Origin of the sequence: Heliorestis convoluta, assembly GCF_009649955.1 — a bacterium.
Lineage (GTDB): Bacteria > Bacillota > Desulfitobacteriia > Heliobacteriales > Heliobacteriaceae > Heliorestis > Heliorestis convoluta.
This window is the reverse complement of record NZ_CP045875.1, coordinates 2215356-2233447: the sequence shown is the minus strand read 5'-3', so window position 1 is coordinate 2233447 and position 18092 is coordinate 2215356. Positions and strand designations below refer to the sequence as shown.

General features: G+C 45.1%; 13 protein-coding genes and 2 riboswitches. Of the genes, 5 read left to right on the top strand and 8 right to left on the bottom strand.

Annotation, left to right across the window (positions count from 1 at the left end):
• Positions 1-290 precede the first annotated feature (290 nt).
• From FTV88_RS10690 to thiC, 7 genes are all read right to left on the bottom strand, one after another.
• Positions 291-1307 (bottom strand): methyl-accepting chemotaxis protein, encoded by a 1017-nt coding sequence (locus FTV88_RS10690; protein WP_153725612.1) that lies wholly within the window; start codon positions 1305-1307, stop codon positions 291-293.
• Positions 1308-1508: 201 nt separating this feature from the next.
• Positions 1509-3263, bottom strand: coding sequence for an NADH-dependent [FeFe] hydrogenase, group A6 (locus tag FTV88_RS10685; protein WP_153725611.1), 1755 nt, complete (start codon positions 3261-3263; stop codon positions 1509-1511).
• 16 nt (positions 3264-3279) lie between these two features.
• Positions 3280-5109 (bottom strand): NADH-quinone oxidoreductase subunit NuoF, encoded by a 1830-nt coding sequence (nuoF, locus tag FTV88_RS10680; protein WP_153725610.1) that lies wholly within the window; start codon positions 5107-5109, stop codon positions 3280-3282.
• On the bottom strand, positions 5084-5608 hold the full coding sequence (locus FTV88_RS10675) for an NADH-quinone oxidoreductase subunit NuoE family protein (RefSeq protein WP_153725609.1): 525 nt from the start codon (positions 5606-5608) through the stop codon (positions 5084-5086). The genes nuoF and FTV88_RS10675 overlap by 26 nt, the downstream gene beginning before the upstream one ends.
• A gap of 650 nt (positions 5609-6258) precedes the next feature.
• Positions 6259-7125 carry a bifunctional hydroxymethylpyrimidine kinase/phosphomethylpyrimidine kinase gene (gene thiD, locus FTV88_RS10670; protein ID WP_153725608.1) on the bottom strand — a complete coding sequence of 289 codons (867 nt, stop codon included), beginning with the start codon at positions 7123-7125 and terminating at the stop codon, positions 6259-6261.
• A 47-nt stretch (positions 7126-7172) separates the two neighbouring features.
• A complete protein-coding gene (thiL, locus tag FTV88_RS10665) occupies positions 7173-8261 on the bottom strand; it encodes a thiamine-phosphate kinase (RefSeq protein ID WP_153725607.1) in 1089 nt (362 codons plus the stop codon).
• Between the two features lie 62 nt (positions 8262-8323).
• A complete protein-coding gene (gene thiC / locus FTV88_RS10660; RefSeq protein WP_438266896.1) occupies positions 8324-9631 on the bottom strand; it encodes a phosphomethylpyrimidine synthase ThiC in 1308 nt (435 codons plus the stop codon).
• Positions 9632-9715: 84 nt separating this feature from the next.
• Positions 9716-9835, bottom strand: a riboswitch (TPP riboswitch).
• 260 nt (positions 9836-10095) lie between these two features.
• On the opposite strand from thiC, the gene FTV88_RS10655 reads away from it, so the two are divergent.
• The 5 genes from FTV88_RS10655 (at position 10096) to FTV88_RS10635 (ending at position 15823) form a co-directional block, all read left to right on the top strand.
• Positions 10096-11217 carry an HD-GYP domain-containing protein gene (locus FTV88_RS10655; protein WP_153725606.1) on the top strand — a complete coding sequence of 374 codons (1122 nt, stop codon included), beginning with the start codon at positions 10096-10098 and terminating at the stop codon, positions 11215-11217.
• A 94-nt stretch (positions 11218-11311) separates the two neighbouring features.
• Positions 11312-11452, top strand: a riboswitch (cyclic di-AMP (ydaO/yuaA leader).
• 123 nt (positions 11453-11575) lie between these two features.
• A complete protein-coding gene (gene kamA, locus FTV88_RS10650; RefSeq protein WP_153725605.1) occupies positions 11576-12859 on the top strand; it encodes a lysine 2,3-aminomutase in 1284 nt (427 codons plus the stop codon).
• The gene (ablB, locus tag FTV88_RS10645) at positions 12856-13716 is read left to right on the top strand and encodes a putative beta-lysine N-acetyltransferase (protein WP_153725604.1); all 861 of its coding nucleotides are present in this window, start codon (positions 12856-12858) and stop codon (positions 13714-13716) included. Before kamA ends, ablB begins: the two co-directional genes overlap by 4 nt.
• Positions 13717-13814: 98 nt before the next feature.
• Positions 13815-14336 (top strand): DUF2179 domain-containing protein, encoded by a 522-nt coding sequence (locus tag FTV88_RS10640; protein WP_153725603.1) that lies wholly within the window; start codon positions 13815-13817, stop codon positions 14334-14336.
• A gap of 104 nt (positions 14337-14440) precedes the next feature.
• Positions 14441-15823 (top strand): TIGR00341 family protein, encoded by a 1383-nt coding sequence (locus FTV88_RS10635; RefSeq protein WP_153725602.1) that lies wholly within the window; start codon positions 14441-14443, stop codon positions 15821-15823.
• 353 nt (positions 15824-16176) lie between these two features.
• Here the strand turns inward: FTV88_RS10635 and FTV88_RS10630 are convergent, their stop codons facing one another.
• Complete coding sequence (locus FTV88_RS10630; protein ID WP_153725601.1) at positions 16177-17985, bottom strand: KamA family radical SAM protein; 1809 nt, start codon at positions 17983-17985, stop codon at positions 16177-16179.
• Positions 17986-18092: the final 107 nt, after the last annotated feature.

Sequence of the window (18092 nt, the reverse complement as noted above, 5' to 3'; positions counted from 1 at the left end):
CCTATTGTATTTGCAATGCAATAGGCCAAAACTCAGTCACAATCAGCAAGATGTATCTGGGTCAGGCGTTATGACTTCCTGGAGAGAGGACTTCAGACCTCAGCCATCGGCAGCTTGCTGCCGCTCATGGCGTGGGATGAGTCCGTTCGGAAGGAATTCATAACGCCTGACCCCACCACAGGGTAGCTATTTTCGGACTAACCAGTCATGCCTGGGGGGGCACAACCAAAGATGATAAGACCTAATGATCCCGTTGCAAAAGATCAAGCTATGAAAGGTCCAAAGTTTTGTTACTTATGACGATTTTCTAGCAGTTCTGTAACGATGACAGACCAGTTTTTCCCTTGGTACGCATTGTAACCCCTCGTATGAGCATAGCCAAAAATCTGTGTTCGACCCATTTCGTCATTTTCTATGGTATAACCATAGTGCTCTCCTGCAATGGCTTTTTGTACAGCTTGCAGTCCCTTTAGCTCTCTTGTAAGTATACCGGTACGATCTCGCGATGCAATGACCGTGCCCGATTGGTTGACGACAACAATATCACCAGTGCTTCCAATGCGAGCACTGTCAAGAATATCATATATGTAATCCCAATTAAAGCGCGTTGAAAAAACACCAAGTATTTTGCCCTGATCATCTCGAATCGGGCAAGAATAGGCAACCGTATAGCCTTTTAAGGACTCTGAGTAATAAAGGTCTGTTACATAGACACCTTGGGTTCGCATTGTTTCCCGAAACCACTCTCTTTGCGACATATCCTGACCGACAACATCTCGGGAATGTCCCGCTGCAACAATAGTGCCATTTCGATCCAGTACGAATAGATCATAGTATACTTCATAAACATCAATAATTTTTCGAAGTAATTCTGTAGCAGGTGCGCATTCGGCTTTTTCATTTTCCAAGCATCTCTTAATTTTGTCAAAAGTGGCCCAGGCTTGCACGTCGCAGTTCCGTTCAAAGAGGTTGCGATCGATTTTGTCAATCGTATCGTAGGCTACGTCAGCTGTACGAACGGCGATCACTTCATTGGCTTTTTTCTGAATATTTTCGATGAGATCATGACTCACTTTCGTAGAAGAAAAGCTTTGATCGGCTAATTTCTTGATCTCATCGGCAACGACTCGAAAGCCTCGTCCCGCTTCTCCCGCTCTAGCTGCTTCAATGGCTGAATTTAATGCGAGCAGATTGGTTTTTTTGGTAATCTGATCAATTGTCTTGACCACTTGCCCCATCTGACCGTTTGCTTTCTTCAGTTCTTTCAATAAAAGTGAAACATCAACTAAGTCTTCTTTTTTACTCATTGACACCATCCTTACGATTTACTATAAAGTTATAATGTATTTTTGGCGAATATACTCTACTTGAAGTATGCCACATTCATCAAGACAAGTGAATAGTTTCGATATAAAGAAGGCAATTTCCTTGTCGCTGGGAAATCGCCTTCTCAGATTCCAATCTACGCAAAGCTTTTGAGCCCCACTGCAAAGCTTTACAATAAACCTCTATTCCGAATCACTTGGCACTAGAGACCGCTTGCAGTATTGTGTATGAAGCAATTCTTTCGCTTTTTTGCTATTGGGTGAGCCCAGAAAATCTCGATAGAGTTTTTGAATCATTTCGTTTTCGTGGGCCTTTCTTATTTTTTTTCTTTTATCATCTTGATATAGGGCTTCACTTCGTTTTAATAGAACTTCTCTCTTTTCATTGAATCCTACTGGAGCAATTGGCTGTCCACCACCGCCGATACAACCGCCGGGACAAGCCATAACCTCGATGAAGTGATATTTCTTTTCTCCTTTTTGAATTTGATCTAACAGTTTCCTGGCATTGCCTGTTCCATGAGCTACGGCTACTTGGAGCTGTTGCTCCCCCGCTGTTACTGTACTTTCTTTAATTCCTTCAAGACCTCGCACTTCTTCATAGTCTAAGGTCTCCATCTCTTGCCCTGTAACAATTTCAACAACCGTTCGCAATGCTGCTTCGGTTACTCCACCAGAGGCACCGAAGATAAGGCCAGCTCCCGTTGATTCACCCAAGGGAGAGTCAAAGTCTTCCTCTGGCAAGTCAGTAAAACAGATACCGGCCTGTCGAATCATCTGAGCCAATTCTCTTGTCGTTAAAACAACATCTACGTCTTGATAGCCTGAAGCGTTCATTTCAGGGCGATTGCATTCGTACTTTTTGGCGATACAAGGCATAATAGAAACTAGATAGATTTTGCCTGGATCGATGGCAGCTTGTTGTGCATAGTAGGTTTTTACAATGGCACCCATCATTTGCTGCGGTGACTTACAGCTTGAAAGATGCGGTAGCAAGTTGGGATAGTGATGTTCTACAAACTTTACCCAACCGGGACTGCATGAGGTGATCATAGGCAAAGTGCCACCTTTTTGCAGACGATGAAGAAGCTCATGACCTTCTTCCATAATGGTCAAATCAGCGGCAAAATCTGTGTCAAAGACGCGATGAAAGCCTAGAAGGCGAAGAGCGGCTACCATTTTACCGGTGACTGGAGACCCTTCTTCCAATCCAAATTCTTCTCCCAAAGCAATACGTACCGCCGGTGCCGTCTGAACAACCACATGAAGCGCCGGATCAGACAAGGCTTTCCATACTTTTTCTCGATCATCTTTTTCTTGCAAGGCTGCCACAGGGCAAGCATGGATACATTGACCACAGAGAATACAAGCTACTTCATCAAGACTTTTCCCAAAAGCAGGTTCTATCGTCGTTTTGAATCCTCGTTCCGTTGCTTGGATAACACCGACAGTCTGGATTTGATGACAGACGGCGACACAGCGCCGACAAAGAATGCATTTGCTACCGTCTCGATGAAGGGCTGGCGAGCCTTCGTCAATGGGTTGATTCGCTGCTTCCCCTGGGAAAGATATTTCGCGGACTCCCAATTCCATAGCTAGCTTTTGCAACTCACATTTGCTATTGCGAGCACAGAAAGTACATTCTCGATTGTGGTTCGATAAGATTAACTCTAGAACGGTTCGTCTTGTTGTGCGTACCAGTGGGCTGTTCGTTTTAATCTCCATACCTTCTGTTACAGGTAAAACACAGGAGGCCTGTAAAGAACGGTTTCCTTTAACCTCTACCAGGCACATTCGACAAGCGCCAATGGCATTGATTTCTTTAACATAACATAACGTAGGAATTTTAATTTTTAATTTCTTAGCAGCTTCAAGGACCGTGGTGTTGGCTGGGACCGTTACCTTTCGGCCATCAATCGTCAAGTTGACAGTATCCATAGGCCTTAACCACTCCTTACTGCTTTGGCCTTTTGGCAATGGCTTTGACAGGGCATTTGCTCATACAGAGGCCACATTGGGTACACTTCTCTGTATCGATGCGATGAGGCTTTTTAATTTTTCCAGTAATAGCACCGACAGGACAAGTACGAGCACAGAGGCTACATTTGCGACATTTTTCTTCAATGATGGTATACTCCAAAAAGGCTTTACAGACGCCTGCAGGACATTTTCTTTCCTCAATGTGGGCTTCATATTCCGCGCGAAAATAACGCAGGGTACTCATCACAGGATTGGGGGCTGTTTGGCCGAGACCACAGAGAGAAGCGGCCTGAATGGTTTTTGCAAGCTGCTCTAACTTTTCTAGATCACCTTTTTCTCCTTTGTTGCTGGTAATGCGCTCTAGTAGTTCTAGCATTCGTTTGGTACCGATACGACAAGGAGGGCATTTTCCGCAAGATTCATCAACGGTAAATTCTAAGAAAAAACGTGCCACATCGACCATACAAGTTTCTTCATCCATTACTATGAGTCCACCAGAGCCCATCATGGATCCCAGTTCTAGCAAGTTTTCATAGTCAATGGCTGTGTCAATATAGGCAGCGGGAATGCAACCACCAGATGGTCCTCCCGTTTGCGCTGCTTTAAACTTCTTTCCTCCCGGTATTCCGCCACCGAGATCATAGATTACATGGCGCAGTGGCGTTCCCATGACAACTTCAATTAAACCGGTATGATGGATATTGCCACCTAAAGCAAAGACTTTTGTCCCTTTGCTTTTTTCTGTTCCAAAAGAAGAAAACCAAGAAGCACCGCGCCTGAGGATAATAGGAATGTTGGCATAAGTCTCTACATTGTTCAGTACCGTCGGCTGGCCATAAAGGCCTTTTACAGCCGGAAAAGGCGGTCGTGGTCGTGGTTCACCTCTTTTTCCTTCAATCGAAACCATAAGAGCCGTCTCTTCACCACAAACAAAAGCGCCAGCACCGAGCCGAATCTCCAGGTCAAAAGAAAAAGCACTTCCAGAAATCTTTGTCCCGAGAAAACCCATCTGCCGTGCTTGTGACATCGCCTTTTCTAAGCGCTTTACAGCGAGAGGATATTCGGCGCGAACATAGATATAGCCACGATCAGCACCAATGGCATAACCAGCGATAGTCATCGCTTCAATGATGCTGTGTGGATCGCCTTCTAAAATACTGCGGTCCATGAAGGCACCGGGATCACCTTCGTCGGCGTTACAAAGCACATATTTTTGGTCACCTTCTGCACGAGCGGAATAATCCCATTTCAACCCTGTGGAAAAGCCGCCACCGCCTCGACCTCGTAAGCCTGATGCTTTTACTTCCTCAATCACTTCTTGCGGTGTCATTTCGAAAAGCGCTTTGGCAAGAGCTTGATAGCCTCCAACAGCGATATATTCCTCTATTGATTCAGGGTTGATCACACCGCTGTTGCGTAGCGCTACCATCATTTGCTTTCCTCTATGATCTTGACAGACATAGTCAGGTACGGGTTGACCTGCAAAAAGATGAAGGGCAATGATTTTTTTTATTTTTTCTGGTGTTATCTGTCCGTATCGAACAGCCTCTTCTTGGCCAGGTACATAAATGTCAACAATGGGTTCATAACGACAGAGACCAATACAACCTGTCGGTACTACCGTAACAGCTAGACCATAGCGTGCAATCTCTTGCTGCACTGTTTCATACACTTTTTGGGCACCTGCTGCAATACCACAAGTGGCCATGCCTACAACAATACGAATGCCCTGGCGCGACCTATCCAAGTTGGCTTGTTGTAGCGTCTTCTGGCGAATCTCAGCGAGATTCTGAAGTGTCGCCATGTTCTTCATCCTTCCATGCCATTTCCATGTACTTATGCACAATGTCGTCAATTTGTTCTACGGACAGGCGACCATAGACTTCATCGTTTACAGTCATGACCGGTGCAAGACCGCAGGCACCAATACATCTTGTAGCTTCTAGGGTGAAAAGACCGTCTTCTGTTGTCTCACCTACCTTGATATGCAATAGCTCCGCCAGCTTGTCCAAAAGGGCTTGCGCTCCTTTTACATAGCAAGCAGTACCAAGACAAACTTGAATCGAATAGACGCCTTTCGGTTGCAGTGTAAATTTAGAGTAAAAAGTTGCTACAGCATAGACATCAGCCAACGGTACTTCCAACCCTTCTGCAATCATGCTTTGTACATCTAGGGGCAGATGGCCAAAAAGATCTTGTGCTTCATGCATGACCGGAATTAAGGTTCCTGCTTTTCCTTTGTGAACTGCAATAATTTCGTGAAGTTTTTCCAGTTTCTTACTTTGGCATAAGCATTGGGTCATGGAAAACCCTCCTTTGGTGTTCGCGAAACAAAGTGATTCCCTTATATCACCTTGTGGGGCAGGCTTTTTTCATTTTGCAATTATATAAGAGCACTTTTAGACTTTTATTAATTGTTAGGTCAGATCATTCTTCTTTCCTGATTCCACCACTTTCTTTGTTCCAATAAAAAAAGCAACCCTCTCTCCCCTACCTATGCAAAGAGGGGCGAAAAGGTCACTTTTTCTTTTCCTGATTACGTTGGGGTTACTTTGAGCAGGGGCCTGGTCATCACGCTTTCCTCCGCTCTGGACTGGTCCCACGCTGTTACCGCCAGCAAGCTGGCGACAGCTGAGGTCCCAAGTCCCGCTGCGGAAAGCGTGATGCCCAGTCCCAGAAGGTTTTTGCTGATTGTTACTCCCATTGGCATTGCTTTGCATAACTTTTTGCTATGTATACGCAACTACCTATCGTATTTGCAACAGGCCAAAACCCAGTCACAACCAGCAAGATGTACCTGGGTCAGGCGTTATGACTTCCTGGAGAGAGGACTTCAGACCTCAGCCATCGGCAGCTTGCTGCCGCTCATGGCGTGGGATGAGTCCGTTCGGAAGGAATTCATAACGCCTGACCCCACCACAAGGTAGCTATTTTCCGTGCTAATCTTGGACCCTTACTTTACCAAAGCAGGCTGACATACAACAGGTCGACCTGTACCCACTTGCAAAGGCTTTTCAATGGCTCTTCGCACCCAAGTAATGGCACTCGCCGCACTTTCTCGTACAGAGTAATTCTGGGCCATGTAAGAGGCCAGAGCTGAAGCAAGCGTGCAACCTGTACCATGAGGGTCCTGATAAGGTATACGAGGCCCTGCAAAGGCATAGCTCTCATCGTGAGAGCAAAGCAGATCGACAATCTCGCCCTCTTCTTGCCCTGGTAGATGGCCACCTTTCAGTAATACCCATTGTACACCACAATCCAGAAGAAGACCCGCTGCTTTCTCCATATCTTCCATGTTTTTGATTCTCATACCCGTGAAAGCTTCTGCTTCTGGAATATTGGGTGTAAGAACTGTTGTTAATGGCAATAGTTCCTCTCGAAAAAGGCGTAAGCTGCCTTCATCGAGCAAGCTGATGCCTGTTCCTGAGTGCATTACAGGATCGATGACGAGGCGTCGTTCCTGTTCATTATCGCTGCAATCAGAATCCAAAAGAGAACGATACTCTTCTTGATAAGCACGCCATATTTTTGCTAAGCCTTGTAAAATGGCTGGGCTTTGTAGCATCCCTGTCTTTACTACCCTAGGTTTCAGATCATAAAGTACTTCTTCAATCTGCCTGAGTACCCAGTCTGGTTCTAAAGCGTAGATATGATGAACACCACGCGTCGTTTGTCTTGTTAAAGCGGTGACAGCAGCTGCTCCGTAAACATCCAGTTGAGCCATCACTTTCAGATCAGCCTGTATACCTGCACCACCACTGGGATCAGAGCCAGCAATAGAAAGTACTTTCGGTAGTTCTGAAAAATCTCTCTTGCTCATTCTACTTCCTTTCAAAAATACAGCTTATACCGTCCCTCTGTGTTGTCTCAGAAATGATTATAGCCTTTTGCTCGAAGAGGGAAGGCTTGGCTTTTATGCTCGGGGCCATGAAAGGCATTGATTCCTTCATTGGGCGGCGTCAATTCACCGATAATTGTACATTTTGTTCCTGTTTTTTGCTCTATTGTCGATAGTAGAGATACTTTTTCCTTGTCGATAGCAAAAAGCAGTTCAAAATCTTCACCACCTGATAAAGCCCACGAAAGAGCTGATTGCCCTGTCGATGTAGCGATTTCAGTTGTCTCGTCCCTGATGGGAAGGCGTGACAAATCAAGGAGAGCGCCACAGTCGGATTGCTTACAAAGATGATGAATTTCGCTGCTTAGGCCATCACTGATATCTAACATGGCTTTTACTGCTTTTTGTTGAACAAGCATCACGGCTTCTTTCACTCGAGGCGTTGGCTCTAGGTGACGGTGTAGCAATAATTGCTCTTGCATCGTCATCTCCTGAAAAGGTTTCCCTGACAATAGCAAATGAAGGCCTGCTGCTGCATCGCCGAGCCATCCCGTAGCAACAAGCAAGTCACCGGGCTTACCACCACTACGCCGTACTGGCTCTTTGATCGCCAATCCCATCAAAGTAACATTGATAACCCATTGATCCGATCGAACGGTGTCACCACCAGCCAAGGAAATACCATAGCGGCCTGCGGTTTCTCCCATAGCACGATATAAAGCTACAACTTCTTCGACCGTTGCTACAGGCGGTATTGCAATAGACAAAAAAGCCCACGTTGGAAGACCTCCCATGGCCGCGATATCGCTGATATTTACGGCCATGGCTTTATGCCCGAGAGAAGCAATTCTCTCGGGCGACCATAGAAAGTGAACCTTTTCAACGAGCATATCTGTTGTGGTTAACAAAGGTCGGTGAGATGGTACATCAAGAATAGCGCCATCATCACCTACAGCAAGCCGCGGTAGAAAAGGACCTGCTTTGTCAGAGTTTATACCGCCTATCTGTTGAAGCATTTGTTTGTAAGAAGGGGCTGTCTCTGAAGCACCTTCTGACCAAGCTTTTGCAAGCTTATCGATAAGCCCAAACTCACCGATGCGATTGATTGGTGTTACCACGAGATCCAGGCACTCCTTCTGCACAAATTGCAACTACCTAGAAAAGCATGCATCTCTTACCGTTAGCAAGTTCCCATAGGACGACCCAGATATTCGCTCACAATCTTCATAGAGCAATAGGGCCCACACATAGAGCAACCTTCTTTGCTCCGGGTATGAGGATGCTTATCGAAAGTCGTTGGATCCATGGCAAGCTTACGCTGTTCTTCCCAATCTAAAGCTTTCCGTGCTCGAGCCATGGAGCGATCCCAATCGGCAGCACCTTTAATACCTTTGGCAATGTCGGCAGCATGACCAGCAATACGGGAAGCCATAATACCTTGACGAACTGCATCTTCATCGGGCAAGCCTAGGTGCTCTGCAGGCGTTACATAGCATAGAAAATCAGCACCCGCTGCAGCGGCGATAGCACCACCAATGGCACTCGTAATATGATCATAACCAGGTGCAACATCGGTAACGAGAGGTCCCAAGACATAGAAAGGTGCATCCTGGCAGAGTCTCTTTTGTAGCTTAATGTTCATTTCAACTTGATCAAGAGGGACGTGACCCGGCCCTTCAACGATAACTTGTACCTCTGCAGCACGGCAGCGATCAACCAGTTCGCCTAACAAGATCAGTTCTTGAATCTGACCTCTGTCCGTTGCATCAGCAAGGCATCCGGGTCGTAAAGCATCGCCCAAACTAAGCGTAATATCATATTGACGAGCAATTTCTAAGATTTCATCAAAGCGCGTGTAGAAAGGGTTCTCTTTTTCATGATGTAACATCCAACCTGTTAAAAAAGAGCCACCGCGAGAAACGACATCGGTAATGCGGTTATGATTGCGTAACTTTTCTAGTGCTTCTAAAGTTAGGCCACAATGAATGGTCATAAAGTCAACGCCATCTTCTGCCTGTGCTTGTACCGCTTTCATAATATCTTCTTCTGTTAAAGCAATAAAAGAACCTTTCTTCTCTTGCGCTTCAACAGTTGCTTGATAGATAGGCACGGTGCCAAAAGCAATGGGGCAACCATCAATTAAAGCTCTACGAACTCCATCGATATCAGGACCGGTGCTTAAGTCCATAACAGCATCGGCACCACAAGCTACGGTAATGGCCAACTTGCTTTTTTCGTAATCAATACCGGAAGTCCCTTTAGACGTTCCAATATTGGCGTTTACTTTGGTTCGCAAGCCACGACCGACACCGCAATACTTTTCTCTAGGACGCTGATTGTTCGCTGGAATTACAACTCGGCCAGCGGCAATCTCGGCTCTTAACTCTTCCGCTTGCCAACCTTCTTCTTTGGCCACTTGCACCATTTCAGGCGTAACTTCGCCTTGCAGTGCTCGCATCATTTGTGTGCCCCGCTGCATCGTAGTCATTGTTCATCCTCCTGCTTTATTACCCCTTGCAGACACAAACAATCCCTCCTCGGTAAAAATAAGAGGAGGGATAAAGAAAATAGATTCTTAATCTATCCGCTTTCCTCCGCTGGTATTACGCCAGATCAGGTCCAAAGGGTCGGAGCTATCCATTGCTTGCTCCCTCTCAGCCCGAGCAAAAACCGGGCTCCCCTAGCGGTCATTATGACTGAAAAATATCCAGTGTTTATGTCCTGTTCCATTTCTGTACTGTCCATGGAGCCCCATGGCCCAAATACCAGCTTCTTGTCTAACAGGGGGGCTTAAGTAACGATTCTACAAAAATCATTTTATCCCTTTTTTTCGAAAAAGTCACGCAAAAGCTTTTAGGTCCAATTATTTCCCTCTGCCAACGAAAGCAGGATTTCACCTTAAAAAGATAGAACAAGACAAAGATAGTAAGCAAACAGGGAGGCCACCTTGTTTTGAGAAAAATATCAATGGAGCAATTAACACCAGGTATGATACTCGCTCGTACCTTATATAGCTCCGATGGAAAAATTTTATTAGGTGCAGGTATCACCGTATCTGCCTCGTTTATCGAGCGACTAAAAAAACTGGGTATCCCTGCTGTTTTTATCAAAGACCAATTGACCGATGACTTACCAATTCCGCAAGTTATACGAGAATCAGTTCGCAATGCTACCATCAAGACCGTGCGCGATACTTTTTTTCGAGTTCAATTGCTAGGAGAAAAAGGCATCGATGGACGAGAAATTAAAAAAGCAGTCTCTCATCTTATTGATGAAATCATAGCGAACCGGCATATTCTGATTCATATGAGCGATATACGAGCTTATGATGACTATACCTTTGGGCATTCTGTCAATGTGGCCGTTCTTGCAACCTTAACAGGGCTCGCGTTAGGCTATAATGAGCTAAAACTTCGTGATTTAGCCTGTGGTGCTCTTCTTCACGATATTGGTAAAATGTTTGTTCCCATAGAAATTCTTAACAAGCCTGGCTCATTGACGGATGATGAATACAAGGAAATCCAAAAGCATAGCTACTACGGCTTTGACGTAATTCGAAAAAAGAGAGAAGATTTTTCTAGCCTTAGTGCCCATGTAGCATTTCAACACCATGAACGCTTTGATGGCACGGGCTATCCGAGAGGTCTTCATGGCAATGACATTCATGAGTTTGCTCGTATTGTAGCCGTTGCAGACATGTTTGACGCTCTTGTAGCAGACCGCGTCTATCGCAAAGGATTTTTGCCCTATCAAGCCCACGAGATCCTTATGGCCGCAACATCACAACATCTCGATCCTTCAATAACACAAGTCTTTCTCCAAAACATCGCTATCTACCCCATTGGGTCGGTCGTTCAATTGAATACGGGTGCCGTGGGCATCGTTGTTGATGTGAACAAACTATTTCAGACTCGTCCTGTTGTGCGGCTTATTTTTTCTGATGAGGGAAAACAACTGGTCGAAGCTACCGAAATTGACCTAACAAGGCATCCTACCATGTTCATTCATAAGCTTCTTACAGAAAATGAGACCAATTTATTGTTATCATGCCCTAAAGAAGAACAAAGCCTATAGAGCCTACGACGTACCGGAAAGAGGAGCCAGAAGGTTCCTCTTTCTGTTTTACAAGCATAATCTATACATGATATCCTAAATAAGGACATCATCATAAAGACCAGCGCTGAGTTCCACAACTACGGTGGAAGCGGAGGACCCACTCGTTATGGGGTGAATCCAGTTCTTGAACTGGTAGGACCTGCTCTTTGGTCCGAATCCGACAGCTAACTTCGTAAGCGCGAAAAGAGCAGTATCTCGGTCTGGCACGAACAGGGTTTCTTCTTCATTAGTACTTGAAACCACAAGCTCTTGTTGCTCCTTTAGCGAGAGCTTTTTTATTTTTGTGCCAGTCTTACGAAATTCTAGGAGGATGAGAATGACCGAATCTCGAAAACGCTTTTGGCCTCAGGCTACAGATGAACAATGGAACGATTGGACCTGGCAAATGGCCAATCGTATCACCACACTAGAAGACCTACGAACGAAAATGACACTTACAGATACAGAAGCCCAGAGTATCCAACAATGCCTTGATAGTTTCCGTATGGCTATCACACCCTATTACTTTACACTCATCGATCAGAAGGACAGCCGTTGCCCCATTCGTTTACAGTCTATCCCTTCTGCTTTAGAGCTACAATCTTCACCGGCCGATCAAGACGATCCTCTTCATGAAGATAGCGACTCTCCCGTTCCAGGGTTGACACACCGTTATCCCGATCGCGTTCTTTTGTTAACGACTGATCAGTGCGCCATGTATTGTCGACATTGTACTAGAAGGCGCTTTGCGGGAACAAAAGATAAACAAAGAAGTAAAAAGGAGCTTAACCAGGCTCTTAACTATATTCGTTCTGTACCCGACATTCGCGATGTCCTAATATCAGGTGGCGATGGGCTTTGCATTAGCGATGAAATGTTAGACTATCTCCTTTCCTCTTTACGCAAAATTCCACATGTAGAAATTATCCGTATAGGTACAAGAGCGCCTGTCGTAATGCCACAGCGGATTACACCAAAGCTAATCGAAATTATTCAAAAGCATCATCCTGTATGGGTGAACACTCATTTTAATCATCCGAAAGAAATAACAGCAGAATCAGAAAAAGCCATTGCCTTGCTAGCCAATGCTGGCGTACCTCTAGGCAATCAAGCTGTTTTATTAAAAGGTGTTAACGACTGCCCTATCACTATGAAAGAACTCTTGCATAAGCTTGTAAAAATACGTATCCGCCCATACTACCTCTACCAGTGTGACCTTTCTCGAGGTATTGAGCATTTCCGTACCTCTGTAAGTAAAGGCATTCAAATTATAGAAACATTGCGTGGCCATACATCTGGGTTAGCCGTACCTACCTTCGTTGTCGATGCACCCGGTGGAGGCGGAAAGATTCCTGTTCAACCAACGTACCTAATTTCTCAGTCAGGCGACCAAGTGGTCTTACGTAATTACGAAGGTCTGATTACAGTCTATCAAGAGCCTCGCGACAAACAAAGTGCTTGCGATAGTTGTGAGAAAAATTGCAATTCCAAAAAAGCAAGTCGCGCTGGCCTAGCCAAGCTATTCCGTGGAGAAAAAGTATGTCTTATACCACAAGACAATCAACGAGATCGCCGAAGAAACAGTAACTACTACCGTGAAGCGGCGGTGGAAAACCGATGATATCATGTAAAAAGACTTATACTTCAGAGAATTGCCAACGAGATTATAAAGCCTATGCTACTTCCAACCTGCAAAAGGACCCGCACAATCGACGATTGATCGTAACCTCTATTCGATCCCCCATATCTCCAAAATCGACACCAAAACTACGAAAGATCGCCAGAAACGAAGGCTTAGAAAAGATCTGGCTCTGGACATCAGTGCAAGATCTAGGTCACTGGCTTGATCAAGGTTTTGTTCTCGAAGGAATTGTAGAAAGTCATATAGATGAGAAAACATTGGCCTCTCTGGCTTACTATATAGATCAAGAGCGTGGCGTCTCCAAAAATCTTGAAGCAGAACAAAAGGTTCTACAAGAACTGACGAAAAGACCTATCAAAAACCTCTCACCCATTCCTGATGCTTACGAGATACGCTCTTTGCAACGCAAAGATAGCTTTGCCATCTCAGGGCTGCTCAAGGAAGTTTTTGCAAGCTACCCCAGTCCAGTGGAAAATCCTTCCTATATCCAAGAACTCTTCTCCAAAGGATGCCTTTTTGCCGGTGTTTTTCATCAAGGAAAGCTCGTCAGCATGGCCGCCACCTATCCCGAAAGAGAATGGCAGGGCTACGAGATTACAGACTGCGCCACTCACCCAGAACACCGCGGCCTATCTTTGACAGAGCGACTTATTCCCGAACTTGAAAAAGAGATCAAAGAGAGTGGCCCTTACTGCTGCTACACCTTAGCCCGCGCTACATCTTTTGGTATCAACAGGGTATTCTATAAATTAGGCTATCGCTTTCAAGGCAGGCTGATTAACAACTGTCATATTGCAGGCGACTTTGAAGATATGAACTTATGGGTAAAACCATAAGATTTTGATAAAGCTCCAATTTGACTCATAGAAACAACAGGAAACCTGCCGACCATAGGCAGGTTTCCTTATTCAAAGTGAGGAAAGGAGTTAGCAAGGTGACGGCACTACTATTCGGCTATTTCGTAGTATTTATGGCACGGGTTATTGACGTCACAATGATGACACTGCGCGTGCTTATGGTCATGCGAGGGAAAAAACTATGGGCTGCCACCTTTGGATTCTTTGAAGTTTTAATCTACATCATTGCTCTTAAGCTTGTCTTTGATACGCTTGATGACCCTTTAAGCCTGATTATATACGCCCTCGGCTTTGCAGCCGGCAACGTAGTCGGTACCTGGCTCGAAGAAAAACTCGCCATTGGTTACTTAACCATGCAAGTTATCACCTTCCGGGACGCCTGGAATTTCTCCGATCGATTGCGTGAAGAAGGTTTCGGTGTAAGCCTGTTTCCCTGCCAAGGCCGTGAAGGTTGCCATCAGCTTCTGAACGTTGTTTTTGAAAGAAAAAGGTTTCGTGAGCTGGAGAAAAAGGTCAATGAGTGGGACCCGAAAGCTTTCGTGACTGTGATGGACACAAAACCCATTCGGGGTGGAACCTTTCGAGCAACGCGGAAGTAGTCACGATAAAAAGATACCTCAGAATGGAAATTTTGTCGTAGCATGGTGAAAAGTCTTTTGCTATACTTTATGCAAAAGACTTTTTGTAATTTGCGAGGTGTTTCATGCAAAGAGTTGCTTCGAAAATATCAGAGGAGCAAAAACGAGAGATTTATCATGAGCTTAGTGAATCAGGACAAGCCAACGCTTACTTTTATCTCATGGTGGCTTTGTCTGGTACGGTAGCAACATTGGGTTTGTTGACCAATAGCGCTGCTGTTATTATCGGGGCCATGTTGATTGCACCGTTAATGAATCCCATTATATCGGGTTCACTGGCCATTACACTGGGTGATACACAACTACTTCGTCGAGCCTCTTTTGCTGAGTTTACAGGCCTTGCTTTGGCCATCGTCCTTTCTACTTTCATTACCTTGCTTTCACCCACTCGAGAACTGACGCCAGAGATATTAGCACGGATAGAACCTACACTTTTCGATTTATTAATAGCGTTAGCCTCTGGTGCAGCTGGCGCTTATACAATTACCTACCATCCCAAGTCGGCTGCACTGCCAGGCGTTGCGATTGCCACAGCCTTAATGCCACCTCTTTGCGTAGTAGGGATTGGTTTGGCAACCTACGAATACGCCGTTGTTATGGGTGGTTTTCTTCTATTTTTAGCCAACTTAATTGCCATTAGTTTGGCTAGCTCTATTGTCTTTTTGTTGGCTGGGTTTACTTCGAAGTTTACCGGTGAAAAAGACGAAGTCCTCTCGGTTCGTCAACGCTTTATGATTTCGATTGCCATGCTCGTTCTGATCTCGATTCCACTGATCACCATTATGGCTCGCGCTGTTGATAGAAATCAGACTGATAAATTGATCTTACAATCCTTAAGTGATAACTTGCAGATTATTCCTCGTACAGAACTGGTAACGTATCAATATCAACGGGATTCTAAAGGGCTAGAGATTTATGCTGTAGTACGTTCTCCAGAGCATTTTACACCGAATCAGTTGCGAGAGATTGAAAATCTCTTAGAGTATCGCCTCAAAGCACCTGTTTCTTTGCAGTTGCAAATGGTTCGAGTCGCAGAAGTAAACCGTCACGGCCTGATTGATTCGCCTCCTCTTGCACCAGAAGAAGGTGCTGTCGTTCCAGCAATGGGTACGACTTTATCACCGGAACAAGCCGGCATTGTTCTTAATAATCCAGAGAAATTGATTGAAGATATTCTTGTTGAAAAGAATCGTGTTTCACCTGATTTTTTATGGAGGACTTTTTCCTTTTCTTACGATCGAGAAACTTCTACTTATAAGGTAACATTGCACTTAGAAGCGGAGGCCACGATAGATGGTTCTTTGCCCTCTTTGCTCACGACGTTAATGGAAGATCGGCTAAAGCGAAAAGTTCTGTTATCGATTGTGCAGCCTATGGTTGAAGTTTCTGAAGTGGAAGAGGAAGAAGTTGATCCTGATTTGGAGTCAGTACCGGGGTCTAAGGTATAGGCAATGCCAAGGGGACGTTTCGTTTGCCACACCTAACTCAGAGGGACGGTTCTCCTGTGCTGTCTCTCCTAAGGAGCAATCAAGCAATATGTCCCTGGCCTGGGCATCTCACTTTCCGTAGCGGGACTTGGGACCTCAGCTGTCGACAGCTTTGCTGTCGGTAACAGCGTGGGACCAGTCCAGAGCGGAGGAAAGTGAGATGCCTAGGCCCAGCATAAGGCTTCTCTTTCTTAAGCTAGTTCAGCTTTCCTAAAAAAGAGAGGCGCAGAACCTATCATAAAGGTCTGCGCCTCTCTTTTCGTATAGAAAAGACTTCTAGTTATAAAAAACCAGGTTATTTTTTACACCCAATCTTAATAGTAGTACCAGATAGAACGATAGTCTTCTGCTTTTTCCCCTCTTCGTTCCATCTCTTGTAAGAAACCAGAAATCGGCACATCTTGATGCAAGAAAGGTTCGCTTTCTAGGTTGCTATGATCCCAAGGGAAAAATTCATAGATGCGGCCGCCTTTTTCGTCGATCATGATCACTTCGTGATCTTGCCCTGCTCGAAGATAATTCTTGCCTAGGCGAGGAATGTTGAAAACGGCTTCATCAGTTCGATCGAGACCGGGGTTTAGTCGAGCTTCTTCTGCTTGCTCTTGTAAAAGTCGAGCAATGGGAATGCGGTAGTCTTTGGTCTCTTCTTTGCCTTTGGCGTTAAAGGTGTAGTAAGGGTCTACGCCCATAAGACGCAGTCGCTTGCGTAAGGCGACCATTTCAAAGCGACGGGCATTTTCCATGGTATAGACACCTTGATTGTAGACGGCAATGCCTCGTTGACGTAACCGCTGAATGGCTTGCATAGCTTCTGGTGTTACTTCATAAGAATGTTCAAAGTGTGTCATAACTGCCACTTCGCGCTTTCCAGGAATACGATATTGGGCAAGCAGGTCAGCAAATTCTTCTGTAAAGCGCATGGGGAGAACAACAGGCATGCGGCTTCCAATGCGAATTCTGCGTACATGATCAAGCTTGCTCACTTCATCCAGTACAGAGGCAAAAACTTGATCGGTCATCACAGCAGGGTCGCCGCCGGTGATTAAGATTTCTTCTACTTCAGGGTGCTTGCGGAACCAAGCCATGGCTTTTTCTAGCTTATGACGTGGCGCTTGTGCCTTCTCAGAAAGTACATCATCAATCTCCCAGTTACGTTGGCAGTAGACACATATTTGGGCGCAAGTGTTGTACGGCTTTAAAATCGCGATCATAGGATAGCGCCGTGTAATTAAGTTTTCTGGAGAAGTATCTTTCTCTCCCATAAAGTCAAAAGTTTTCGTAGGATCTTTTTGGCCTTCTACAACTTCTTTTACATAGTCAAGAGGTGGGAGTACTTGCGCTCGTATGGCGTGATCACGATGGCGATGGTCTGCAAAGTCCATTAATGATACATAATAAGGTGTGATTCCAAAAGGTATTCCATGTTTGTTAGCTTGAACAATGGCTTCTTTCTCATCCTCCGTGAGCTTTACCAGTTGTGACAATGTTTCTGCGTCACGAATTACGTTTCTACATTGCCAACGCCAATCTTGCCAGTTCTCTTCTATAGCACCAAAGAAGGCCATAATTCGCTGACGATTTTTTTCTCGTTCCTCTTGAACATCGGCGTCAAAACCATCGGGATAACGTCGGCTTTGCTGCAAGGCCTGTCGAGCCATAGAAGTAAGCCTCTCATCTTGCGCTGCAACTTCACCTTGCTGCACAGCACCATATAGCTTGGTCTGTCCCTTCATGGCCGTGAAAAGGTGGCTCATCTCTTCAATAAAAGCCATAGAAACAGGGCGGTTCGAGTTATGGGCTAATTTATATAAAGTTTTGAGTGCACTCTTTTGAGTAACTTCTTCGTTTCTTTTCGCAAATATATTTTTTAATACGTGCAAAGCTTTACGGCCTACTTGCCGCTCCATAGGATTCAGGTAAACCTTGCCATGCAAGCTTTTTCTTTCAAAGTCGTGAAGATAGTTATACACTCTCTCGCGTGCTTCTTCTAAAGTTCTACTGCTTGAAAGTAGCTCTAGAAGTATCGGATTGGCTTCCCAGAAAGAAGTCACCGCTTTTTCTACTTTATAGGGTAGAGCGCTTTCTTTCGGAATCCACTGTGGAATCGGATGCTCAAAACCCATGTCCCTCACTCCTTCCATATTCCAAAAGAAAAGCCCTCGACAAGGATGATGTCGAGGGCTTAAAAGGCGATAGAAATAAAAAGCATGTATTTACATACAAACTTGCA

Excerpts from the sequence above, each read along its gene's own strand:
- FTV88_RS10690 (WP_153725612.1), bottom strand. The coding sequence starts at position 1,307 with ATGAGTAAAAAAGAAGACTTAGTTGATGTTTCACTTTTATTGAAAGAA.
- FTV88_RS10685 (WP_153725611.1), bottom strand. The coding sequence starts at position 3,263 with ATGGATACTGTCAACTTGACGATTGATGGCCGAAAGGTAACGGTCCCA.
- nuoF (WP_153725610.1), bottom strand. The coding sequence starts at position 5,109 with ATGGCGACACTTCAGAATCTCGCTGAGATTCGCCAGAAGACGCTACAA.
- FTV88_RS10675 (WP_153725609.1), bottom strand. The coding sequence starts at position 5,608 with ATGACCCAATGCTTATGCCAAAGTAAGAAACTGGAAAAACTTCACGAA.
- thiD (WP_153725608.1), bottom strand. The coding sequence starts at position 7,125 with ATGAGCAAGAGAGATTTTTCAGAACTACCGAAAGTACTTTCTATTGCT.
- thiC (WP_438266896.1), bottom strand. The coding sequence starts at position 9,631 with ATGACTACGATGCAGCGGGGCACACAAATGATGCGAGCACTGCAAGGC.
- kamA (WP_153725605.1), top strand. The coding sequence starts at position 11,576 with ATGACCGAATCTCGAAAACGCTTTTGGCCTCAGGCTACAGATGAACAA.
- ablB (WP_153725604.1), top strand. The coding sequence starts at position 12,856 with ATGATATCATGTAAAAAGACTTATACTTCAGAGAATTGCCAACGAGAT.
- FTV88_RS10635 (WP_153725602.1), top strand. The coding sequence starts at position 14,441 with ATGCAAAGAGTTGCTTCGAAAATATCAGAGGAGCAAAAACGAGAGATT.
- FTV88_RS10630 (WP_153725601.1), bottom strand. The coding sequence starts at position 17,985 with ATGGGTTTTGAGCATCCGATTCCACAGTGGATTCCGAAAGAAAGCGCT.